The sequence below is a fragment of the Actinotignum sp. UMB0459 genome (genome assembly GCF_051905915.1).
Taxonomy (GTDB): domain Bacteria; phylum Actinomycetota; class Actinomycetes; order Actinomycetales; family Actinomycetaceae; genus Actinotignum; species Actinotignum sanguinis.
On sequence record NZ_JBQAIK010000010.1, the window covers coordinates 1 to 23,221 of the forward strand.

Annotated in this window: 19 protein-coding genes and 1 tRNA gene; 10 read left to right on the forward strand and 10 right to left on the reverse strand. The window is 60.4% G+C overall.

The features are described 5' to 3' along the window. The 6 genes from ACTFPK_RS03030 to pstB all read left to right on the forward strand — a co-directional run. Positions 1-3,288 (forward strand): RNA degradosome polyphosphate kinase (locus ACTFPK_RS03030; RefSeq protein ID WP_284895007.1); only part of this gene is annotated, 3,288 nt, incomplete at its 5' end. A 70-nt stretch (positions 3,289-3,358) separates the two neighbouring features. Further along, the gene (locus tag ACTFPK_RS03035; RefSeq protein WP_284895008.1) at positions 3,359-4,312 is read left to right on the forward strand and encodes an NUDIX hydrolase; all 954 of its coding nucleotides are present in this window, start codon (positions 3,359-3,361) and stop codon (positions 4,310-4,312) included. A 265-nt stretch (positions 4,313-4,577) separates the two neighbouring features. Further along, on the forward strand, positions 4,578-5,690 hold the full coding sequence (gene pstS, locus ACTFPK_RS03040; protein ID WP_284895012.1) for a phosphate ABC transporter substrate-binding protein PstS: 1,113 nt from the start codon (positions 4,578-4,580) through the stop codon (positions 5,688-5,690). Positions 5,691-5,731: 41 nt separating this feature from the next. Continuing rightward, on the forward strand, positions 5,732-6,844 hold the full coding sequence (gene pstC / locus ACTFPK_RS03045; protein ID WP_206435409.1) for a phosphate ABC transporter permease subunit PstC: 1,113 nt from the start codon (positions 5,732-5,734) through the stop codon (positions 6,842-6,844). Between the two features lie 11 nt (positions 6,845-6,855). Continuing rightward, entirely contained in the window at positions 6,856-7,965 is a 1,110-nt protein-coding gene (gene pstA / locus ACTFPK_RS03050; RefSeq protein ID WP_241227614.1) for a phosphate ABC transporter permease PstA, read from the forward strand. A 23-nt stretch (positions 7,966-7,988) separates the two neighbouring features. Further along, positions 7,989-8,768 (forward strand): phosphate ABC transporter ATP-binding protein PstB, encoded by a 780-nt coding sequence (gene pstB, locus ACTFPK_RS03055; RefSeq protein WP_274778621.1) that lies wholly within the window; start codon positions 7,989-7,991, stop codon positions 8,766-8,768. Between the two features lie 153 nt (positions 8,769-8,921). Here pstB and ACTFPK_RS03060 read toward each other — a convergent pair whose 3' ends face one another. Next, complete coding sequence (locus ACTFPK_RS03060) at positions 8,922-9,932, reverse strand: anion permease (protein WP_439911055.1); 1,011 nt, start codon at positions 9,930-9,932, stop codon at positions 8,922-8,924. A gap of 2 nt (positions 9,933-9,934) precedes the next feature. Beyond that, positions 9,935-10,561, reverse strand: coding sequence for a DUF47 domain-containing protein (locus tag ACTFPK_RS03065; protein WP_416341764.1), 627 nt, complete (start codon positions 10,559-10,561; stop codon positions 9,935-9,937). A gap of 405 nt (positions 10,562-10,966) precedes the next feature. On the opposite strand from ACTFPK_RS03065, the gene ACTFPK_RS03070 reads away from it, so the two are divergent. Next, positions 10,967-11,632: an FABP family protein gene (locus ACTFPK_RS03070; protein WP_284895009.1), complete on the forward strand. Its 666-nt coding sequence runs from the start codon at positions 10,967-10,969 to the stop codon at positions 11,630-11,632. Between the two features lie 14 nt (positions 11,633-11,646). Here ACTFPK_RS03070 and ACTFPK_RS03075 read toward each other — a convergent pair whose 3' ends face one another. From ACTFPK_RS03075 to ACTFPK_RS03095, 5 genes are all read right to left on the reverse strand, one after another. After that, positions 11,647-11,967: a hypothetical protein gene (locus ACTFPK_RS03075; protein ID WP_439911057.1), complete on the reverse strand. Its 321-nt coding sequence runs from the start codon at positions 11,965-11,967 to the stop codon at positions 11,647-11,649. A 1,011-nt stretch (positions 11,968-12,978) separates the two neighbouring features. After that, positions 12,979-15,951, reverse strand: a complete 2,973-nt coding sequence (locus tag ACTFPK_RS03080) for a VaFE repeat-containing surface-anchored protein (RefSeq protein WP_274758729.1) — start codon at positions 15,949-15,951, stop codon at positions 12,979-12,981. A gap of 211 nt (positions 15,952-16,162) precedes the next feature. Further along, positions 16,163-17,194 carry a hypothetical protein gene (locus ACTFPK_RS03085; protein WP_274734985.1) on the reverse strand — a complete coding sequence of 344 codons (1,032 nt, stop codon included), beginning with the start codon at positions 17,192-17,194 and terminating at the stop codon, positions 16,163-16,165. Positions 17,195-17,267: 73 nt separating this feature from the next. Then, on the reverse strand, positions 17,268-18,869 hold the full coding sequence (locus ACTFPK_RS03090; RefSeq protein WP_274734984.1) for a hypothetical protein: 1,602 nt from the start codon (positions 18,867-18,869) through the stop codon (positions 17,268-17,270). Next, positions 18,862-19,335 (reverse strand): hypothetical protein, encoded by a 474-nt coding sequence (locus tag ACTFPK_RS03095; protein WP_274736568.1) that lies wholly within the window; start codon positions 19,333-19,335, stop codon positions 18,862-18,864. Before ACTFPK_RS03095 ends, ACTFPK_RS03090 begins: the two co-directional genes overlap by 8 nt. A gap of 309 nt (positions 19,336-19,644) precedes the next feature. On the opposite strand from ACTFPK_RS03095, the gene ACTFPK_RS03100 reads away from it, so the two are divergent. Continuing rightward, positions 19,645-19,944 carry a hypothetical protein gene (locus tag ACTFPK_RS03100; protein WP_274736238.1) on the forward strand — a complete coding sequence of 100 codons (300 nt, stop codon included), beginning with the start codon at positions 19,645-19,647 and terminating at the stop codon, positions 19,942-19,944. Between the two features lie 155 nt (positions 19,945-20,099). Next, positions 20,100-20,945, forward strand: coding sequence for a hypothetical protein (locus ACTFPK_RS03105; protein WP_274736237.1), 846 nt, complete (start codon positions 20,100-20,102; stop codon positions 20,943-20,945). A 5-nt stretch (positions 20,946-20,950) separates the two neighbouring features. Here the strand turns inward: ACTFPK_RS03105 and ACTFPK_RS03110 are convergent, their stop codons facing one another. The 3 genes from ACTFPK_RS03110 to ACTFPK_RS03120 all read right to left on the reverse strand — a co-directional run bounded on the left by ACTFPK_RS03110 (position 20,951) and on the right by ACTFPK_RS03120 (position 22,257). Then, complete coding sequence (locus tag ACTFPK_RS03110) at positions 20,951-21,523, reverse strand: hypothetical protein (RefSeq protein ID WP_274736235.1); 573 nt, start codon at positions 21,521-21,523, stop codon at positions 20,951-20,953. 16 nt (positions 21,524-21,539) lie between these two features. Next, positions 21,540-21,773, reverse strand: coding sequence for a helix-turn-helix domain-containing protein (locus tag ACTFPK_RS03115; protein ID WP_274736233.1), 234 nt, complete (start codon positions 21,771-21,773; stop codon positions 21,540-21,542). A gap of 407 nt (positions 21,774-22,180) precedes the next feature. Beyond that, positions 22,181-22,257, reverse strand: a tRNA-Lys gene (locus ACTFPK_RS03120). 145 nt (positions 22,258-22,402) lie between these two features. Here ACTFPK_RS03120 and ACTFPK_RS03125 point away from each other — a divergent pair. Beyond that, positions 22,403-23,029 (forward strand): hypothetical protein, encoded by a 627-nt coding sequence (locus ACTFPK_RS03125; protein WP_284895006.1) that lies wholly within the window; start codon positions 22,403-22,405, stop codon positions 23,027-23,029. The last annotated feature ends 192 nt before the right edge of the window (positions 23,030-23,221 follow it).

A 23,221-nucleotide genomic window follows, 5' to 3' on the forward strand; every position in this document is an offset into this window, starting at 1 on the left:
ATGAGTATCGTTAGCGGATCACCGCAGCCGGATCAGGCCGCGCTTTTTAACCAGCTCGCCCAGGAATGCTTCGCGGCGGATGGTGTTGTGCCTTTTAGTGAGCAAACCCTTCTTGATATTGCCGCGGGTGCAGAAAGCTCGCGGGTGTGGACTCTCGGGGATCCCGTGGTCGGGGTGGCTCATTCCGGGCGTACCGGGGATGTGGAATTGGCGGTGCGTCCGGAGGCGCGCGGGAAAGGTGCCGGCAAGGAATTGCTGCGCACCGTTCTTGACGCGGGGGAAACCGCGGTGTGGGCGCACGGGGATCTGCCGGCTGCGCAGGAACTCGCGGCGTCCTCCCAGCTCTATCCGGGGCGTACTCTCCTTGTGCTGGAGCGTCCTGTTACGGAAGAAAACCCTGCTCCCGCACTGTGGACTTTGCCGGGGATCGTGCTGGCTCCGGTGGATCCGGCCACGGATCTGGAAGATATTGCGCGCCTCAATGCGGAGGCTTTCGCGGATCTACCCGATCAGGGCCAACTCACCGCGGAGGATCTGCGTGAACGTATGGAAGCGCCCTGGTTTACTCCGGAGCTCCTAGTAACCGCGCGCTCTCAAGGCGAACTCGTTGGTTTTGTGTGGCTCAAGCCAAATGTGCTCGGGGGCGCCGCGGGTGCGGCCGGGAGTGGTTCTGGCGCCGCGGGCACGGCTGGCGAATCGGCTGCCGCCGCGGCTAGTGCCTCCGCTACGGCCGGTGAATCCGCCGCGGCTGGTGAATCGCTCGAAGCAAATGTGCTGGAGCTTTATGTTCTCGCGGTGGCACCGGAACATCGCGGCAAGGGCATCGGTAAACTCCTAACCGCCTGGGCTCTGGTCACCACCGGCTCGCGCGGTTTCTCGCGTTGCGTTCTTTACGTTGATGCCGCGAATGCCGCCGCGGTGCATGTTTACGGAAAAGCTGGGTTCACGCAGGCGGAACGGCATGTTCGCTACGAATTGCAACCCGAACCGGCGCTCTCCGCCACTCGTGCTCGCCTGGCTGCCCGGGAGGGTGCCAGCACCGTGGAACCCACCCCGCACGAAACTTTCTTGCAGGCGGTGCGGCTCGGCTCCCCGGTCTCCACTAAATCCCTCACGGATATGGCCAAAGAATCACGCAAGCTCGCCAAGCGCTCCGCGAAAGCTCCGGAGGAATCCCAGCTTCCCGAAGGGCGTTTCGCGGATCGGGAACTCTCCTGGCTGGCTTTCAATGAGCGGGTGCTGGAGCAGGCAGAAGATGAAACCCTGCCGCTCCTGGAACGTGCCTGGTTCCTCTCCATTTTCTCCTCGAACCTCGATGAGTTCTTTATGGTGCGGGTGGCTGGCCTCAAGCGCCGTATTGATACCGGCATCGGTGTGGTGGCGGCCTCCGGCCTCACCCCGCGTCAAGTTATGAAGGGCATCGCGGAACGCACTCATGAACTAACCGCGCGCCAAGCGAAGGTCTATTCGGAGGATATCAAGCCTAAACTCGAAGGCCAGGGTGTGTTCATCCGCCGTTGGAATGAGCTAGATGCGCAGGTGCAGCAACGTTTCTCCAAGCTTTTCAAGGATGAAATTTTCCCTGTTCTCACCCCACTCGCGGTGGATCCCTCCCACCCCTTCCCTTATATCTCGGGCCTGTCTCTCAACCTCGCCGTCGTCCTCAAGGATCGGCGCGGTTCCTCCGCCTTTGCGCGGGTGAAAGTGCCGGATCTACTCCCGCGTTTCCTGATGATCGGGGAAGATGGCACGGCCTACAGCCCGGAAAACGTTCCGGTGGAAGCCGGCAGCGATATTGAATTTCTGCCCCTGGAGGAACTCATCGGGCATCACCTGGGTGAGCTCTTCCCCGGCATGGATGTGCAGAGCTACGCCACCTTCCGGGTCACCCGTAATGAGGACCTGGAAGTGGAAGAAGATGACGCAGAAAACCTCCTCACCGCGCTGGAACGCGAATTGCTCCGGCGCCGCTTCGGGCCGGTGGTGCGCCTGGAAGTGGATGAGGATATGGATGATGCCACCCTCAGTTTCCTCCAGAAGGAAATGAGTGTGAGCTCCTCTGATACCTATCGCCTACCCGCGCCCCTCGATCTGCAATCTCTGGAACAGCTCCACGATCTGGACCGGCCCGGGCTTAAATACCCCAAGTACGTTCCGGTCACGCCTACCGGGCTCACCGATGCCGAATCTGCTAAACCCGCGGATTTCTTCGCCAAGCTGCGTGATCATGATGTGCTGCTCCACCACCCCTATGAATCTTTCTCCACATCGGTGCAGCAATTCATCGCCCAGGCAGCCGCGGATCCGCAGGTCTTGGCTATCAAACAAACCCTGTACCGAACCTCGGGGGATTCCCCTATCGTCAATTCGCTTATCCGCGCGGCGCGCGCCGGGAAACAGGTCCTCGCCATCGTGGAAATCAAGGCGCGTTTCGATGAGCAGCGCAATATTGAGTGGGCGCGCAAGCTAGAGCGGGCCGGGGTCCACGTGGTCTACGGAATGATCGGGCTGAAAACCCATTGCAAGCTCGCGCTGGTGGTGCGCCAAGAATCCGATGGCTTGCGCCGCTACTGCCACGTGGGTACCGGGAACTACAACCCGAAGACCGCCCGCGGCTATGAGGATTTGGGCCTGCTGACCTCCAACCGGGATGTGGGCCAGGATCTCACCCGGCTGTTCAACCAGCTCTCCGGTTACTCACGCCAGGAACGTTTCCACCGGCTCCTCGTGGCACCCACCGGTATTCGCTCCGGGCTTATCGACCGGATCGAACGCGAAATTGAAAACAAGAACGCCGGCAAACCCGCGTGGGTAAAATTCAAAGTCAATTCCATCGTGGACGAAGCCATGATCGATGCGCTCTATCGGGCCAGCCAGGCCGGCGTGAAGGTCAGCATCCAGGTGCGCGGAATCTGCGCCCTGCGCGCCGGTATCCCCGGGCTCTCGGATAACATCAAGGCCCGTTCCATTCTGGGGCGCTACCTGGAGCACTCGCGTATCTACGGCTTCTGTAACGACGGCGATGCCGATGTCTTTATCGGATCTGCCGATCTCATGCATCGCAACCTCGACCGGCGCATCGAAGCCCTGATCAAGATCACGGATCCGGATATGGTGGACCGCCTGGTAGAGCTCGTGGATGTGGCCACCTCGGATACCACTAGCTCGTGGCACCTGGGTCCGGATGGGTGGGTGCGTCACAACCTCAGCCCGAAGGGCCGCCCGCTCGTCGATATCCAGGAGCTGCTTATGAAACAAGCACGCTCGCGCGTGGCAGGAGGGGACTAGAAAACCCGGGCCGTGCGGGGAAACTCGCGGGCCAGCATATATTCGTAACAACTATGCCAAAGGGGGAGTCATGGGCAGCGTTCATGCTGCGGGCGCCGTTGTGTGGCGCAAAAAAGGCGGCGAATTCCAGGTGCTACTCGTGCGCCGGGATAGCTACAAGGACTGGTCTTTCCCCAAGGGCAAATACAAGCCGGGCGAAGGCCCGCGCATGGCAGCCGTACGGGAAGTCTACGAAGAAACCGGCGAATATATCGCCCTGCAGCGCCCCCTGCCTTCCATCGGCTACACCCTCTCCTCAGGGAAAAAGAAACGGGTCTTTTACTGGGTGGCCCGCCCGCTCACACCGCGCTCGCGGCCAGTTGCCGCACGCCCGGAATTCTCCTCTGCCCACCCCGGGGAAATTACCCGGTCACGTTGGATGAACGCCGAAACCGCCCTCGAAAAACTCAGTTATAAAGACGAACGCGCCATGCTCAAACGCGTCCTGAAATACTGGGAACACGGGGAACTTACCACTCGCGCGGTTCTGCTGGTGCGCCATGCCCGTGCCCAAAAACGCTCGGCTTGGAACGGGAGTGAAAAAACCAGGCCACTGACCCCGCACGGGGCCTCCCGGGCCCGCACCATCAGCGCGGTGCTCAGTGTGTATGGCGTGGACCGCCTCGTCTCTTCCCCCTGGCAGCGCTGCACCGCCACCATTGCTCCCTACGCGCAGGCTTCGGGAGTCTCCCTCACTTGCGTTGCCGCCCTCACCGAACACTCCCACGCGAAGAACCCCGGCGGAGTGCGTAAAACCATTGAGGGGGTACTAACGGACAGTGGGGCTCCCGCGGCGGTCAGCTTGCATCGCCCTACCCTGAGCACCGTTATCGACGTCGTTAAAAAACACTGCGGCCACCATGTAAAAGAAAAACTCCCCGACGAAGATCCGTATCTCAAAACCGGGGAAATCCTCGTTGTGCATATGAAGGGTAGCCACGCGGTGGACGTCGAGCGTTTCCGCCCCGTCCACACTGAGCTGTAGCGGATCCGTGCGTACCAGGCTCTAGCAGGCTCGTCCACACTGAACTCTAGCGGGCCCGTGCCCACCGAGCTCTAGCGCGCCCACGCCCCCCAGCGGCCCCGTGCAGTCAGACGCACGCACCCGACTCCCTGTGAGACATGCTACAAGCTCGTTAACCTTCTGTTTACCTCCGGTGTGGGCCGTCGTAACCCACGCTTCCTAGGCTCGAACCAGCGAGCGCCGAAACGGGCGTTCCTGAACACGCAAGGATTAAACAGTGAAGACCATGAAGATCTCGGCACTTGCTGGTGCCACCGCTCTTGCTCTGACCCTTTCCGCCTGTGGTGGGGACGCAACGACTTCTGCCACCACCGATGCCGCCAAGGGTGACACCACCACCCAGGCCGCGGATAGCGGCTCGAACCTCTCGGGCACCATCTCCGGCTCGGGTGCTTCCTCGCAGCAGAAAGCCCAGCAGGCCTGGCGCGATAACTTCACCATCGCGAACTCGGGCGTGACCGTCAACTACGAGCCCACCGGCTCGGGTACCGGCCGCCAGCAGTTCCTCTCCGGCCAGGTGCAGTACGCCGGCACGGACTCGGCCCTCAAGGCTGAAGAACTCGCCCAGGTTTCCAACGCCTGCAAGACCGACGTTGCCGTTGAGCTGCCCGTCTACATTTCTCCTATCGCGATTGCCGTGAACCTTGAGGGTGTCAAGGAGCTCAAGCTCGATGCCCCCACCATCGCGAAGATCTTCTCCGGCCAGATTGAGAAGTGGAACGACCCGGCCATTGCCGCCACCAACTCCGGCGTCAAGCTCCCGGACGAAACCATTATTCCGATCCACCGCGCAGAAAAGTCCGGCACCACCGGTAACTTCCAGTCCTACCTGGAAGAAGCTGCTCCGGAAGTTTGGACCTACGGTTCGGAAGAAACCTGGCCGATCCAGGGCGGTCAGTCCGCCGAATCCACCTCCGGTGTGGTCCAGCTCGCCCTGTCCACCCCGAACTCCATCATCTACGCGGACTACTCCCAGATCGAAACCCTCACCCCGGTGAAGGTCAAGGTCGGCGATGAGTTCATCGGCCCCGAACCGGAAGCCGCCGCCCGCGTGGTGGATGACTCCCCGGCCGCCGAAGGTGCCACGGACACCCTCCTCAACAAGGACCTCAAGCGTGACGGCTCCGTCAAGGGTGCCTACCCGGTCGTTATGCTCTCCTACCTCATCGGCTGCCAGGAATACAAGAATGCCTCCACCGGTGAACTGGTCAAGGCGTTCTTCACCTACGTCGTCTCCGAAGAGGGCCAGAAGGCCGCCTTCGCCGCCAACGGTGGTAACGCCCCGATTTCGGACACCCTGCGCACGCAGGCCATGGCCGTCATCGACACCATCAAGTAAGCACCGGTTAGACAACCGAATACCTCTATCTGAAAGTCGATATGACTGAACGAGATAACGCAGCCGGGGAGGTTCTTGAGCGTACCGCTCAGGAAACCTCCCCGGAGGTGGGTCAGACTGCAGTGCCGGCCCGCCCGAGCAAACGCGCGCGTCGCCGCGTTGCAGACACTACCTTCAACGGCCTAGCCATCGGTGCTGGAGCTTTCATCATCCTCATCCTGGGTGCCGTTTTCATCTTCCTGCTCCTCGAGTCATATCCGGCATTCATTGCCGGTAAGGAAGACATCTCCGGGACAGCAGATTTCACGAAGGGGATGGGCTTCTGGCAATATGCCGGGGCAGCCCTCTTCGGCACCGTGCTCTCCGCACTCCTGGCCCTCGCCCTTGCCGTGCCTTTCGCGGTGGCGATTGCACTCTTCATTTCGCATTTTGCGCATCGGCGCTTCGCCTCCGTCCTCGGCTACATTATTGACCTCCTGGCGGCCATCCCTTCGGTGGTCTTCGGCCTGTGGGGTATCCGCACTCTCGAACCGATTGTGCGCCCCGTTTTCGAATGGGTTTCCAGTGTTCTTACCCCGCCCCTCCAGTGGTGGGTGGACCACGTTCCGTTCATGGGTGAAGAAGGCGGGCTGGCCCAATTCGATTGGTGGCCCCTGCAGCCCAGCCTGGTGGCTTTCACGCCGCCGGCCCGTAACATCATGATGGGCGGCCTGGTGCTGGCCATCATGATCCTTCCGATTATCACCTCGCTGTGCCGTGAAGTATTCCTCCAGACCCCGAAGCTGCTGGAAGAGGCCGCGCTCGGTCTGGGTGCTACCCGCTGGGAAATGATCAAGATGACCGTGCTCCCGGTGGGACGTTCCGGTATCGTCTCCGCGGCCATGCTGGGCCTGGGGCGCGCCCTGGGTGAAACGATGGCGCTTCTCATGGTGCTCTCGGCCGGCCTGCAGGTGAACTTCAACCTCTTCTCCCCGGGCCAGCATTCCACCATCGCCTCCCAGATCGCCCTGAACTTCCCTGAAGCTCACCCCGGTCTGCAGCGCCAGGTCCTTATCGGTATCGGCCTCATGCTCTTCGCCCTGACCTTCGTGGTCAATTGGTTGGCGCGGCGCGTACTGGCCCGGTACGCAGAATTCTCAGGAGCGAATGCCTAATGAGTACTGACGTGACACAGAACCCAGCCAGCCAGCCCGATGGCGGCGCGCACGCGATTCCGGCCGAGCCGGCTGTCAGCGAAGGCACTCCGATCTTCGCCTCCGAATACGGCCGCCTGCCCAAGTTCTTCAACTGGGCCGTGCTCGTTGTGTGCATGCTGGCCTCCTGGCTGCTTTTCCACTTCGGTTTCAAAGCGGAGTCGCTCTTCGGTGCGGTCCTGGTGGGTCTTATTCTCTTCTTCCTCGTCATCCGCATTGTCGGATACGCGGTGGAAGGCCCGCGCCGCGGTGCCAATCGCATGGCAACAGTGCTCATCACCAGTGCCTTCGCGCTCGCGGTTCTCCCGCTGCTCTCACTGCTGTACACGGTGATTGTGGAAGCTCTCCCGGTTCTCAGCTACTCCTTCCTCAACAATTCCACCCTTGGCATGTCTCTACCGGGCGCTCAGCCCGGCCTCGGCCACGCCATCGTGGGCACGCTCATTATTACCGGCATTACGGCGCTTATCGCCATCCCGCTCGGTATTCTGACGGCCATCTACCTGGTGGAATACAACAGGGGCGGCTGGTTCGGGCGCTCGGTGACCTTCCTGGTCGATATTATGACGGGTATCCCCTCCATCGTGGCCGGCCTTTTCGCCGCCGCGATTGTTCCGGTGCTTGCCCCCGCGCTCGGTTTCCGCAATGGCATCATGGGCGCCGTCGCGCTCGTCGTTTTGATGACGCCGATCGTGGTGCGTAATACCGAAGAAATGCTGCGCATCGTCTCCAACGAATTGCGTGAAGCTTCTTACGCGCTGGGCGTGACGAAGTCCCGCACTATTATCAAGGTGGTGCTGCGCACCGCGCTTCCGGGTATCGTTTCCGGTTGCGTGATCGCCATCGCTCGCGTGATCGGTGAATCGGCACCGCTCATGATTACCGCCTCCGTCTCGGATACGTTCAACTACTCCTTGTTCAACGGCCCGATGATGACGCTCCCGGTCTTCGTCTACTCGCAGTTCAAGGCCAATAACCTCGAGCTGGCCTGGGGCGGCGCGCTCGTCTTGGTATTTATCGTGCTGGTATTCAACTTGCTGGCGCGCTTGATTGCTCATATCTTCGCCCCGAAGGGCCGCTAACGCGGCAGCCGAAAGGAAAAACAGTGCCTCAGGGAATTAGTGTTCGTAACGAGAACATCTACTACGGTGATTTCCTCGCCGTGGAGAACGTCAATGTGGATATCAAACCGAATTCGGTGACCGCGCTTATCGGGCCGTCCGGGTGCGGCAAGTCCACCTTCTTGCGTTCCCTCAACCGTATGCATGAAGTGATCGACGGTGCTTACGTGACCGGCGACGTCTTCATCGACGGCAATAATATCTACGGTGCCGGGGTGGACCCGGTGACCGTCCGCCAGCACGTGGGCATGGTGTTCCAGCGTGCTAATCCTTTCCCCACGATGTCCATCCGCGACAACGTGCTCGCGGGGATGCGGCTCAATTCGCAGAAGATCAAGAAATCTGATGCCGATGAGATCGTGGAACGTTCGCTGCGCGGCTCTAACCTATGGGAGGAAGTGAAGGATCGCCTCGATAAGCCGGGGTCCTCACTTTCCGGTGGTCAGCAGCAGCGTCTGTGCATTGCCCGCGCCATTGCGGTCAAGCCCGAGGTGCTCCTCATGGACGAACCCTGCTCGGCCCTTGACCCGATTTCCACCCTCGCGATTGAGGACCTCATGAACAGCCTCAAAGAGGAATACACGATCGTGATCGTGACGCACAATATGCAGCAGGCTGCGCGCGTCTCGGAAATGACCGGCTTCTTCAATATAGCCGGGACGGGCAAGCCCGGGCACCTCGTGGAGTTCGACGAGACGGAAAAGATTTTCTCCAACCCGACCCATAAGGAAACCGAAGACTACGTCTCCGGGCGCTTCGGCTAAACCGGCTACATTTCAGCGTTTACCTTGCGAACTGTGCCGCGCGGGAATGATCCTGCGCGGCACAGTTGTGTTGTGAGGGCGAAATAAGCACGACGCCGCAGCGCCGGCCCGCAGCCTCGCTTTTACGCAGCGCTCGGTTAGCGGCGAAGCGGTCTAGATGAGAACTAACCGCAGCAGCCACGTGGCAACCGCTGCCAGGGCGCCGGCGGCCGGGATGGTGAGGATCCAGGCGGTGGCAATATTTCCGGCCACGGACCAGCGCACTGCCGAGCGCCGCTTCGTGGCTCCAACACCCATGATGGCGCAGGTGATGGTATGCGTTGTCGAAATGGGGGCGGCCCATACGAACGCCGTCGTATAAAGAACGCTCGCGGCCACGCTTTCCGCAACGAAACCGCGGGCCGGATCCAAATCAATAATTTTTGAGCCGAGCGTTTTCATAATACGGAAGCCACCGGTCGCGGTCCCCAAAGAAATAGCGGCTGCCGCAGCCAGTTTCACCCAGGTGGGGATCCCGTCCTCAAGATTATGGAAGCCACCGGCCGTGAGGGCCAGCACGATCACGCCCATGGTTTTCTGGGCGTCCTGGAGGCCGTGCCCGAGAGCCACCATGGCTGCGGAAACCGTCTGGGCGTAACGGAAGCGATGCATCGTGGTGTGGTAGGGAGCCTCCGTCAGGAGGCGCAGCACCACTTTCATAATGAGGTAGGCCAGTAGGAAACCAACCGCGGGGGAGACAACCATCGGCACCACCACGCGGTCGAAAATAACCGTCCAGTGCACGGTGGCCAGAGAGGCGATGCCGGCGCCGGCCAGCCCGCCAATAAGCGCGTGCGAAGAAGAGGAGGGCAGCCCACGCCACCAGGTAATAAGATTCCAGCCAATCGCGCCGGCCAGCCCGCCGAGTACCAGGGTCAGGCCGGTTATTTTTTCCAGCTCGGTAATATCAACGATGCCGGAGCCGATTGTTTCGGCCACTTTCGTGCCGAGCATCGCGCCGAGGAAGTTCATGACCGCCGCCATCGCGAGGGCCACTCCGGGCGTCAATGCGCGGGTGGCTACCGAGGTGGCGATGGCATTTGCGGCGTCGTGAAAACCGTTAGTGAAGTCAAAAATGAGGCTACTGACGACGACGGTGCCCACCAAAAAGAGCAACTCGGACAAAATCAGGACTCCTTGAGGGCAATGCGCTCGACCACGGCGGCGAGCGTCTCGAAAGCATCGACGGTGTCCTCGAGAGTGTCCACAACCAGTTTGACACGCAGCAATTCAATGGCGTCGGTGGCGTTTTCAAAGAGCGAGGCGAGGGTGGAACGGTAGAGGGAATCGCCCTTGTTTTCCAGCTGGTTAATTTCCACCCAGTATTCGCGGGTATCCGGGGAGGTCGGGTTGAAATGCGCGAGAATATCCGAGGATAGCCGAGCGCAGGTCTTAAGAATATCCACCACCGTCGGCGCGCTATCGGGGAGGGTGAGGGGGCGCATAAAGGCCACGTTTTCCCCCACCTCGTCCATGAGGTCCACGCAATTATCGATAGCGGTGGTCAGGGCATAAAGATCCTCCCTGTCGAAAGGGAGGGCAAAAGACCTATTTACCACTTTGAGGAGTGCGTGATTTGACTCATCTGCATTGTTTTCGATGGTGTGCAGCTGCTGTTGCAACTCTCCGCGCTCGTGAACCGGTGCGGTCATGAGCTGCGCGAGGCCCGCGGCGGCGATGGGAAGATGCGCTGCCTGGGCGCCAATAAGGTCGAAAACCCGCGTGGAACGCGAGAATTTAGAGAATAACCCCACGTGAATTCCTCGTTTCGGGGACATGAACAATCGATGAACGACTCGTTTCAAGGATAGTTCATTACGGGGCGAAACGTGTATTTCCCGGTGGTGAGATCGGGCAAGAAAAGGGTGCCGGACCTGAGAGCGCCTGACGGCGCGAATGCCGCTCGTAGCGGCGCTAGTTGGAGCCCGGGGCTTTCAAGGTCCGGCACCGTGGCTTCAGAATAACAAGAGTGCGGGCAATCGGAAACTTTTCTTCGCGCTTTCGGGCCAAGCGTGAAAAAAGCGGACTTTTGAGCTCCGACGTGGGAAAATGATACTGGCTATGGGTTGTGCCCGGGTGGTTCGTTAGCGCCGGGCGCCGTGGCTCTCACAGGCTTGGCGCTGTGGGCCTCATGCGGTCGGGGCGGGTACCCTGAGCTTATGGTCTTTGCAATCCCTGAAAATCTCATCCCGGAAACCTATCCGATGGCCTGGCTCGTCGATACCTGGCGCGGCGCCGGCCTTCTCGAATACGAAGGTGTGGACGCAGCCGGCTACCTGCACGAATTGCGCATCGATAATGATGACCACGGCCCCTACCTGCGTTTGCGTTCGGCAACCTGGCTTTCCCAGGAGCCGGCCGGGGCGGTGGATCGCGAGGTTCCCGGCGGGCGGATGTACGCGGCTCTCACCAAAGGTCAGCTGTGGTCCAGTTGTGAGGGCTACCTGCGTGTCTCACCGAATAACCTCCAGGGCACGGAGGGGCGTTTCGTTCTGGAAGGAATGATCGCCACCTCCGCCGGCCACGCTATGACCTGGGCCGGTTTCATTAAGGGGCCGCAATTCCAGATCGTCGCGGACGCCATCGCCGCCACCCCCACCGCTGCGAGCTACACCGGCGGCCAAATCATGGGCGGCTATGTGGAATCGGAGCTGTTCTACGCCTACGACATGGCTGCCTTCGGGGTGCCGATGCGCAGCTACATGGCCGGCCGCCTCCAGCGCCTGAGCGACTGCCCGGCAGCGGGCGAACCCGCGACCGGTGGGGCGGGTTCTGCCGGTGGTGCGGGTGCGCCGGACGCACCGGAGGTCCATCCCGAATCGTGATACCTAGCCCGTTGCTACGCTGGCCCGGCGCGGTTCCCGGAGATGGTGCGGCGGCCGGGGTAGCCGCTTTCTACACCAATCCCTACGTGGAACAGCGAGCGCTGGAAGCCGGGTGCGGCTTCGTGGACCTTTCGCACTGGCGGGTGGGGTGCGGCGCCGCCGGTGCTTTCCCGCGCGCCGATAACGCGCGTGAAGTGCTGGAATGCGATGCCCAGGGCCAAATTCGCGGTGCGCTGCTGCGCTGTGCGGGCGGCGCGGGAGACGTTTTCTTGAGTCCGCCTGGTGGGCTTGAGCCTAGTGGGCTTGAGCCTGGTGGGCTCGATTCCACTATGCACCCGGCCAACTACATTGCTATAGGTACGACGACGCACGGAGCCGAGCGCTTACGCACGGCCATGCGCGGCCGGCCCGGGCTATCCGCTAGTTTCTGGGAAGACTGGTGGCCGGATAGCGATAGGGTGATCCTCCTGATTGACAATATTGAGGAACTCGCCCGGGCCGGGCAGGCCGCCGGTATGGCCCCGGTAGGTTTATTCGCCTGGGATGCTTATCGGGCCGCGGCGGGGGGGGGGGGGGGGGGGGGGGGGGGGGGGGGGGGGGGGGGGGGGGGGGGGGGGTTTTGGGGGGGGCGGGGGGGGGGGGGGGGGGGGGGGGGGGGGGGCCAGCAGTGCCAGCAGTGCCAGCAGTGCCAGCAGTGCCAGCAGTGCCAGCAGTGCCAGCAGTGCCAGCAGTGCCAGCCATGCCAGCCATGCCAGCCATGCCAGCCATGCCAGCCATGCCAGCCATGCCAGCCATGCCAGCCATGCCAGCGTCGCTGGCGGTCGTGGTGAGTGTTGTCGAAATAATACGCAAGCCACGCTCTAACTCACCGGCCGCCGAGACCGGCGTGGCCGTGTCGTCTAAATACTCGCGCGGAGCAAGAACACTAAAAGCAGTGCCGGTGGTGGTTTCTTGCACCGCGAGCAGGCCCGCATCAATAAGCTCGGCCAATGCTTGCGTAAAGCTTGATTTATTCAATCCTGCTCGTGCCTGTAAATCCGCGGGCGTCAGGATACACACCCCGGCCGGATCCGCGAAAAGAGACACCACGCCGAGGAGGGCGAGAGCATTTGCGGTGGTGCGTCCGCCTTGCTCAAGTGCCCACACGCCAAGCCGCTCACCCATCAGCGCCACCTCCTCACACAGATACACAGGGGTAATAAAAAGGAAGAAAAAGATAAGGAAAAGAAAAGGGGAAGGATTGCGATACGCCCCACCGAGAACGGGGAGGGTGGTGTGCCCGCACCCACACCTAGAGTGCGGGCACACCACTACTTACCTACCTATATGTAGGGGAATATTTTTGGTTAGTTGTTACGACGACGCAGCACCGCAGCCGCGCCAACACCAATAAACCCAAGCGCAAGGATGCCTCCGCCGAGGATGCTTACCCCGGTACGGGTTAGCCGCCGCTTCGACTTGTCGTTATCCCCATCGCCGGGAATCTCCACCGACACCGTCTGAGCATCGTCCTTGAGGTCGTGGTGAACCGAGACGGTGCGGCCGTCTTGGGTCACGGTCTCGAAAACGACAACGCGCTTACCCGCCAATTTGCTGGCATCGAACGTAATGTCAATTGAGGCGCAGTCGTTCGCGGCCGCCGGAATGAACTTCGAGGTAACCGTTACGGGCTTGCCGTTCGCGTCAAGCAACGCATCACCGTTATCCAACATCAACGCGGTCGTAATGTCATACTCGGTACCCGGCACGAGCGTGCCGGCGACATCGCACACCCGGTCGGTGATCACCGCATTCGGGATCGGTGCTAGCACCTTGTCGCCGTCGGTCTTGTCGGTCGCCGTGGTTTGAAGCTTCGAGAAGCTCACCGTCTGATTGAGATCGTTAATGTCCGTGTGTACGGCGATTTCGCGGCCGTCTTGCGTCAGGCGCTCGAAAGCCACGGTCTGCTTACCCGCAAACAACGAACCATCCACCGTGAACACGACAGTGGCGGTGCCGTTCGGTGTCTCAGGTGTAAACGAAACGGTGGAAACAATCTTGTCTCCGTTCGCGTCCACGAGCGGCTTACCGGTCGCCTTATCCATAAGCGTGCCGGAAAGCTCGTATTCCTTGCCAGGCTTGAGATTCTGGTACGAGACCGTATCGACAAGCTCAACCTTCGCGGTATTCGGTGCCACATGCGTGTTCTCATGCGTCAAAGTGGTGTGAATCGACGGCTCAGGAGTAATGGTGAACTGCTCGGTCACGTCCTCAACGCTCGTCGTGAGCGGTTGGACACGGTCATCACCAGCAAAGCTGCTGACGAAAACATACGTGCCCGGCAGATTCTTACCAGCCGCGTCTTGCTTTACCAGCCACGATGTGTCACCAACGCTGGGATAGAACCCGTTCTTCGCCAGAATGCTCACGGTCTCGCCGATCTTCTCAGCCTTGGCGCGGTTCGCTTCCGTCACTTCTAGGCCGTGGGGGAAGAAGAGCACTTCATGCTCGATCACCTGGGTATCAGGCTTGAATCCCATTCCACCCGCAAAAGCCGGATGATTAGCGGGCATGCCCGTCACGAACACGTCATCGACCAAATAGGTACCCGACTTGGTATCGCGGATAGAGAGCGTGGAGTCGATCTTGGCGGGGTAACGCACGCTCGTGGTCTCGTCCGGAAGGCCAAACTGGTCGGCCCACCCTGGCTTAATCCACTTCGCGGAATCGGCGGGCTGGTCTTCAGCCTTGACTTCCCAGACCCAGGTGACGAACCCGGCTTTGGTCGTCGGCTGCGAGAGCGTGGCTTTAAGCTCGCCGGGGCCGTTCGCTACAACGGTCACGGACTCGATCAGTTCGGCCGACGCCGGAACCGCATCCGCGGTCGAGGGTAGCTCGGTCGGGGAAACATAATACGCGGAAGCACGGTAGGTCACCGGCACATAGGTGCCTTCATCAAACGATGCGCCAGGCGCAACGATGCGTGTCCATTCACCGTCGCGATACTGCGGGTCAGCCTTAGCCTCGAAAGTATCGGAAAGCACGGTGCCCTTGTCAATCACCTTAGCGTCAGCAACGTGTGAGGTGCCGAGGGGCCTGAAGTCGAAATTCTCCGACGTGGTTTCCGCCTCAAGGCCGAACGAGTCACTCCAGTTCTGGTGGATGTATTGGCTGTTCGCGCCTTGCTTGTTCTTATCGACGCTCCAAACCCAAGTGACATATCCGCGCTTGGGCGTGGTGAGTTTTGCTTCGAGTTTCTGGCCCTCGCCCGTCGCGGTCACGTCCACGCTGCCGAGTACCTCGGCACCCGCCGGAATAGTCGTTGAGGTGGCGGGCTTGGTGCGGCCCGCCCAATAAGCGGTCGCGGTATAAACCACGGGCACGGGCTTGCCGTTTACCTGCGTCCACTGCCCATCCCCATAGTTCTTGTCCACGCTCGTGGTGAGGGTGTCGGAGATTGAGCCGTCGAGGTTAATCTCCTGGGAGACCGCCTGGCTGGTGCCGGTGGGTTGGAAATCAAAAATCACACGCCACGATTGGCCAGGGACCGTAACTTCTTCAGGGTCGGATGCCGGGCGATTACCGTACGTGACCATATCCTGGACGCTGCCGTCAGACCCAAATTTTGTCACGGTGCTGCGGACTTCGGCGTGATAAACGGCGTTTCCTGTGACAGTTCCATTACCGGTCGCAGTCCAATTGAGCGTGACCGGCTCACTTGCCGTGTTACCGCTCCATACATTGGTTCCGGTGGCATCGAAAACAGCCGGACCGTTCAGAGTGACTGTGAATGGGAGATTCGGAACATAAGCACCTGCGGAATTAACCTGGCCGAGTCCGGTAATAGCACCCGTGCGCTGACCATCCCCTTGGACAGTCCATGACTCATAGCCCGCTACCGCTGAGTTGCGGGCTTCTGCCACATATTGCAATGCGCGTGTCCAGGTGTCGGGCTGCTGGGTTTGTGTGGCTCCGGCGATCTCGTGAGCCACCGCTGCGGTGTTTTCGAAGTTCGCGTGCATGAGCAAGCCGAGGGCCGCGAGATTCGTGTCATCGCCCGTGTTGCCCTGGTACTTGTGCAGGATCCAGGCCGCTTGTGGCGTCGTGAGCGCCAGCTCGGGAATATGTTGTGCCGAATCGGTCAGGGTCGCGATTGAGGTCAGGTCTCCCGGGCCTGGGTCGGCTTTCTTGCCATCGATGCACCATTGGGGTGCCGGTTCAATCCCAACCCCGCCGATTTGGGGTGTTTGGTTGACGTGTGGGCCAAGCCGGAGATAACCGACGGCGTTGATGCCGTTGAGGTTGAGGCCGCGGCCGGTGGTGGAATCCCACAGTGCCATGGCATTCCCGCCGCTGAGTAGGCTGGAAACAATTAGTGTGAATGCCGCGAGGAGTGCGGCGAGAGTCCGGCCCCGTGGCCGGATCTTTGTGTTCGCTGCCATAATAGGTAACGAGTCCTTTCATCGAATCTATATTGCTAACGTGGTTCAAAGAGGGATTCATCGGCTCGGTGCTTGTTGGCGCAGGCACCGAGCCACCTTTAGCCCGATATCAGGGCTTGCATGGCCAGGAATTACCGTGCGTATCGAAACAGACGCCTTCCCCGGAAGTGTTGTCGACGATTATGTCGCCGGTGTTTACCCATCCGCCGCCGTTGTTGTTTGCGGGTGCCGGGTCCGGGTCGGGTGCTGGGGCTGCTGGTGCGGGTGCCTCATAATCCGAATCATCTGACCATGAAGAAGACCCGCTTTCCGTTGCGGAATACTCGCTAGTGGCTTCCGAACCACCACCAGACACTGGGGCCGGCGCGGACGGTGCCGGAACCTGCTGGGCGGCCGCCACCTTCCCATTCAACGCATCAAGGCGGGCCTGAAGCGCTGCGGTCTTTTCCTTGAGAACCGACACACGCACGCTCTTCCCGGAAGTCGCGAGAGCCTTGCAGTCCGCGCTCAGGGCATCGGCTTCACCTGCAAGACCCTCAACACCACGAGCACTTGCTGCGGACATCTCACACGATGTCGCGAGGTTTGCTGCGTCACCGGCGAGGTATGCCGTGGTAGCTGCCTCGAACTGGGTGTTCAGCTTCCCGGCCGCGTCCTTGATCTGAGCAGCCTGGGCTTGCATATCAGTAGCCGCGTCCTGTAAAGCCCCCGCTTGGGACCGCGCCGTAGCCGCATCCAGTTCCTTGGCGTTCGCCGCCTTGAAAGGCTCAGCCAGCCCGGCACGCGCGGTCTCCACGGCCTGCGCCAACGCTGCACAGTCTGCGGGCACGCCGCCATCAGCCTCACACTCCTGCGATGTGAACCCGACACCGTCAACGGCCACCTGGAGCGCGGTGCGGGCTTGCTCGTTGACCGTCACGGCCTCGCTGTAGGCCGCGCGAGCCTCGTCGACGCCACTTGAACGCTGCGCCAGATATACACCAGCGCCGGCCACGATTGCCGCAGTGATAGCCACGCTCGGCCACAGCCACACACGCCTACCACGGCGCTGCCCGGTAGCAGTCTCGCCAGCGACACCGACTGCCTCGTCGCCAGCAACGGCAGTAGCCGTTTCGTCAACCGTGGTTGTTTGCTCGCCCATGGCTCGCCCTCCCTTTTCGCTAAAAAATCTCTCAAAAACTTGCGGGTTGTCTTTTCTTCAGCCTAACCCGTCACTAGGCCTTGCCAGAACCCCTACACCGCACCGGCCCGGCCTCACCCGGCGGCCCAGTCGAGGCCGGCTCCGGAGCCGGCGAGCGAGAGCGGGAAACCCTCGCCCGCAGCCCCTCAGGCATCCCACACACCTCACCCGGATCCGGCCGAGTATCCACCACCACCGGGGAACGCGGCTTCGGTGGCCGGGGCGGGCGAGCCAGCGCGATATCGCGGATGCGATGCGCAACAACCCCGCCGGGATTGCGAGTTTCCCCGAGCGCGTTGCCGGCTAGCTGGGCGCGAATCTCCGCGCGCTGCCAGCCCGAATCAAGCGCTACCTGCAAATCCCGGGCAACCGCCACAAACCGGGCCGGTGCCAAGAACCGCACCAAGTCACGCGGCACGCATTCACCAATCAGGCTAGCTGCCCAGGCTTGCTGTGAACGCTGGTCCTGCCGCGAGCCTTGCTGGCTCACGCCACGCGGCGGTTGCGCAGTGCTCGACGGCTGCCCGCCGCTACCCGGCGGTTCCTGCCCGGCATCCGGCCGCCCCGAACCGCCCGGCACAGGGCCGCGCCGAGCTTGGCCCTCGACGGGCCGCATCGGCTCACGGCGAACCGGAGCCGGAGCTACCGCGGCCGGCACGGGGTGTGGGGTAGTCCCGCCAGGGACACCCCCACCCGCACCCTGCTCGGGGTGCTCGACCTGGGAATCATCTTCCACACCAACCATGCCAGACGCCTCCGACACGAAAATTTCGCCTGGGCTTGGTTGGTTGGTTAATTCCGAACGTAGTGAGGAATTATTGGAGATCTCTTTAGAGATCTGCGCCTGGGCTGACCGTGCTGCGGTCCACCGTGCTCCGGTAATCCCCGCACGGTGAGAACCTGTGGATAACTCACTACCAGGTTCACCTACCGCGGAATCTCGCGGTTCCCACCGTGCCGAGGTTTTCCAGGCGCGGTGAAAATCCGTTCCACTTTCGTTACCTGGGTCACTCTGAGAATTTGTAACTGTAGGACAGTTCGAACCGGGCGTTTCGTGGTTATCCACAGGCTCGGTAGTGGCTGTTTCAGGGTTATCCACAAGGAGTACGGCTGTAATGATCGGCTCCGCGCTCTCACCTGCGTCTCCCGTTGGGACGGGTGACGCTCCTGGCACGGATGCCATCGGCATGGCTGGTGCCTCATCGAGGCACACCTCATTTTCCATACCGAACTCACCGACCGGTGCAGTGCGTGTGAACTCGCCCGGGTGGCTCGGACAGCCAACTACCTGGCGGGCGGTGATCGCTCCGCTTTCCATCCGCCCCTGGATTTCACAAAGCGCCTCACCCACGGACACGGGGGTGTCAAACATGACCACCAGTTCGCGGATTTGACCCGAGGCGCGGGTGCGGAACCGGAAACGATAATGCTGCTCTTCTAGGAGCGCGAGGGCTTTGCGGGCGCGGTGTTCGCCCATATCCCGGCCCATGAGATCGCGATAACCAACAGGCGCATTCGGCGGCAACGAGAGCGACACAGTCGCCAGCGCGAGGGCATCATAAGAGAGTGCCTTGTTGAAGATCATGGAGTTCGGTAGCGCCGTAGCACCCCGCCGCACCGCAAAATACTCACCCATGACACACCCCCACACTGGAACTACCGGCAGCAGCCGGCGTATTAGACAGGCTGGGCGTGTGTGTGGCGGCCAGGCTCGCCCGCAACTCACCAACAACCACACCCGGAACCGATAAACACCTCGTGACAAACGGCCGGATTTTCACCGGCAAACACCGAAACGCAGTCAAAGGCGAGGCCGGGCGCTCGAAAACCTGCGTGAGCAACCCATGGCCCTCAGGGACGCGGCGCTCCCACCGATACACCAGGCCATACCGTTCAAGCTCGCTCAAAGCGCGGGTAACCCGGTCGCGCCCAAACCCACGCCCAGTAAGAGCACTAACTGTCCGCTCAGCGTTTTTAGGCATGGCCAGCATCGCCACCCACACGCTCAGTGCCTCATACGACAAATCCGGATCCAGAACCACATCGCGCTCAAGAAGCACAGGATAAGAACGAACCGAGAAAAACAAGCCCGTATCGCTCATACTGCCACCTCCCTGCGGCGCACTGTGCGCGGGCCACAATTAGGCTGGGCTGGCCGGTGCGAACCCAATGTGCCCGCACCGACCCTGCCCATGCCTGCCCGTACTCGTATGGAACACCGAGACGAGCCACACCACCGTTGCCAGTGATGCCTCCCTTTCTTTATCAAAACACGAGACGGAAAACACGCCCGCACGTTGTGCGTGCAAAGCGCACTAGTTAAGCAGAGGGAAACAAAAACGCAGACCGTTTCCCTCCGAGTGCGAGCAATCCCGCTCGTGCCCCTACCAACAATCCCGAAAGGGGAGATTATGGAAATCATTTTCCTGTTTGTTAGCGCGGTTAGTAACGCCATGTCCGCCTGGTCCAACACTCTCACGTTGTGGGGATACGGACCAAAACCAGCCACAGCGGGCGCGCCGGAAACGCGACACATGCCGGACAAGTCAAGCACGCCAGGGGTATCCCGTCCTGGGGTGGTTATCAACGCCGAGCACATCATTATTAATGGCTCGGTCATCTTCACCGACAACCCGAACGCGGACGAGACACAGCCCATCCGGGATGCTAAACCGGACGACGAAGACACCACACGCTTCTCGTCGAGGTAGTCGAGCGGTGCGGTAAGACTAGGGTCGGCTGGCTCTCTAGGAGTACCAAGGGCCAGCCAACCCGCGCGCCAAACGACGCGCATCCCAACCGCCACACGCATAATAAGAGTGAAGAAGAAACCTCTATCAACGGAGATGGAAGGGAAGAATAACGCATGTATAAAGCACTCAATAGGGAAACATACGAAGAATGGACCGTGAAGGAATGGGTGGACGCCGGCGAACCACCCGTCATGATTTGCGGAGGCCACGACCTGCGTGGTTTCCCCTGCAACGCTCCGGTTACGCCGGTCAACACAAAACCGCATTCCCTCGCGGGCGGTAAACCCCGCCCCTACTGGAAAAGCAGGGGCCATATTAACGGGTGTGACCGTTATGCGGGAAACAAGAATCGAAAAACACCAGACGAGAACACAAAAATAATCGAAAAATATGAAACCGCTCAGCACCTCAAAATCAATATGGACCTGAGCAGTAACCGATCCTCTAAAAACCGTAGAGGTAGTAGAAGTGATGTCGAGAGCGGGCAAGCGCAGGACTACCGCTTTTCCGTGACGACAGGACAAGGCAGTGGCAGCACCAAGCACGTCACCGTACTCCACACGCTCCTCGCCCTCGCGATAGAGAACAAGCTCGGTAAGTACAGCAAAGACCGACTTCGGATAAAAACCGATCAAGGAACCATTGATGCTCTCATCGGACAGGCTGTTCACCGTCTCGAAAATGGTGTGAAGGTAGGTGAACTCGGTGTCTATTACGGACGTGTCACATCCGTGAATCCGGCACGCGCTGGTCTTGCTTTCATTAACATCACCAATAAAGACGACATCTTTTTGACCCAAGAGTTTTCTAAAGATATCGATCTCAAAGAAGCTGGCCTCGTCCCAGGCGCATGGGTCATGACGGTCGGGACCCCCACACTTGCCGCCGGAGGCCCAAATACTCTGATCCGTGTATCTAGTCCCAACTGTTTCACATTCATCACGAAAGGAACCGAGTAAGTAACTCATGACGCATCCCCGCCTGTCTCGCTCAACCACTTATAGACAAGCTCGGCTGGATAAGCAGACTTACGAATCGCGTCCCCGGAAAAGAACCGCGGGGAGGTAAAAGCCTTGACCTGGGTGACCTCGAAATCCGGAGCATAAAACATGCGATACTCACCCCACTGAACATCCCACACATACGGCATAAGAAACTCAAGAAGGATGTCTACTTGCTCTACCGGCACGATATGGTCAATCCACTCACCATCAGCTTGCGTGAAGTAACGCATCTCCAACACCGCCCAGCCAGGGGCGATCTCGGCTTTCCCAGGCTCCATGTCGGGCCGGTAGCCAAGCTCGATACGCCCGTCCCTGACTCGGGGGTGAAAACCGGAGGTGATCCGGACGTAGTCACCTTCGCTGATAACCCGCCCATTACGTATTTGCCCGATCAAGCCAGCATCAAGGGCAACGTAAAACCAGATTTGCCCCATCACTTCCCCGTTACAAGGATTACTAAGGGTAGGAGGCGTGATGAGATCAACATCAATAACACGAACTCCGGTAGTCACATCGGCAGGCTTCGCAGTCATGACTAGCTCCCCTTTTTTACCCGAAAATTTCCAACTGGCCAGGAACCTCCGCACAGACCTCACTCGCCGCCGTCAGCGAAGCATTCTCCGCAACCGGCGCGAGAATACGATCAACCTCCGACTTGGGGATGCGCCATTTTCCAGAGGGGAGCTTGAACGCGGTGATCTTCCCGGATTTACACCAATTGAGTACGGATATGCGACTCGCCCCTACGCAATTCGCGACATCGGCGGTAGTCAGAAGCTCCATGTCAACATCTTTCACCTAAGTTTACTTATCGTAACGTTCGGTGAAATTATGCGGCGGTGGAGAGCGTTAAGTCAAGTGCTGGTGTTGCATCTAAGTAACACTACTTGTTATGGTTGCCCTATGAGTGTTGTTAGTGATTCCTACTTAGAGACCGTCAATACCGATCAATACATCGGCGAGCGTGTGATGGTTTGGCTTAAGCGGTGCGGGAAGACTCAGTCGGAGCTTGGTGAGTATTTGGGTCTGAAGAGGGCTGTGATTAGTCGTAAAGTTGGCGGTCATGTTGGTTGGTCTGCTCGGGACCTTGCCTGGACTGCCGCGTTCCTAGGTGTTCCGCTAAGCGAGCTTATGCCGGAAGAGTCGATTGAAATCGCGCAAAAGGAACGCGAGCGTTCCCTGTCTGAAAATGGTAGGCCCCGTGGGATTCGAACCCACAACCCTTGGATTAAAAGTCCAGTGCTCTGACCGTTGGAGCTAGAGGCCCACGAAGTAGTGTAGCGCGCTTTGGCCCGCTGGTAAAAAATCGGGCCGATTTTGTGTGGAAATCCGCACCGGGAAACACTTTGAGGTGCGACAATAGAAGAGTGAGCGAGCGCACTGGCGCGCCCCGAGCGAGTGGAGGAAAAATTATGGCTAGCAGTTTTCGCCGTCCGGCCCAGATGAAACCGGACCAGCTCGAGTCCATCGAAGGTGAAGCGGACGTCGCCTACCACAGCGAGCTCGCCCACACCGCGGCCCAGGCGTTGCTGCCCGGCGCGGGCTACCACACCGAAGAACCGGAGGTGCGCGCCCGCGTGCTCGACCTCATCGCCACCGAAGGGATCGATGTCATCGCTGAAGCATGGGCTCGCTCCCCGGAAGGCACCCTCCCCGGAATGCTGTGGCGCGGTTATTTGCTGCGTGAATGGTTGCGGCGTTTCCCGAACGACGCCGCCGCGCGGCTCACCGCCGCGCGGGAAAAGCTCGGCTCCCAGGGCGCTGATGGAGCGGAGAAACTTGAGAAAACCCCCGCCTTCGGGGATGTGAAATCCAGCTGGGATGAGGTGTTCGCCGGTTCTTTCAGCGGGGACTTCGCGGAGGTGCTGGCTAGCTCGGCTCGCCTGTGTGACACTCTTGCCGAAGTGGATCCGCTCTGGATCCCCACTGATGAGCACCCGCTGGCCACGCCGGTCACGCGCCGCGATGCGGCGCTGCTGGAAACAGCGCGGGAATTCCGCGCGGCCGGGGCTCGGGCGGTACGCGGCACGTTGTCCTAACGAAGCTGGCCTGTTCGCACCGTGGGGCTACCCGTTCTTGTGGCGGGGGCTGGCCCGCTCGGGAAGCCACGGTATCGGGGAGGGCTCCCCTGGCGGAGGGGGAGCTGCGCCGTCGTTCGTTTGCTTGGACGTAACTTTTCTGTCGTAGTGATCGACTACGGTTAAGAGGTAGCAGGAAAAAGGAGCCCTCCT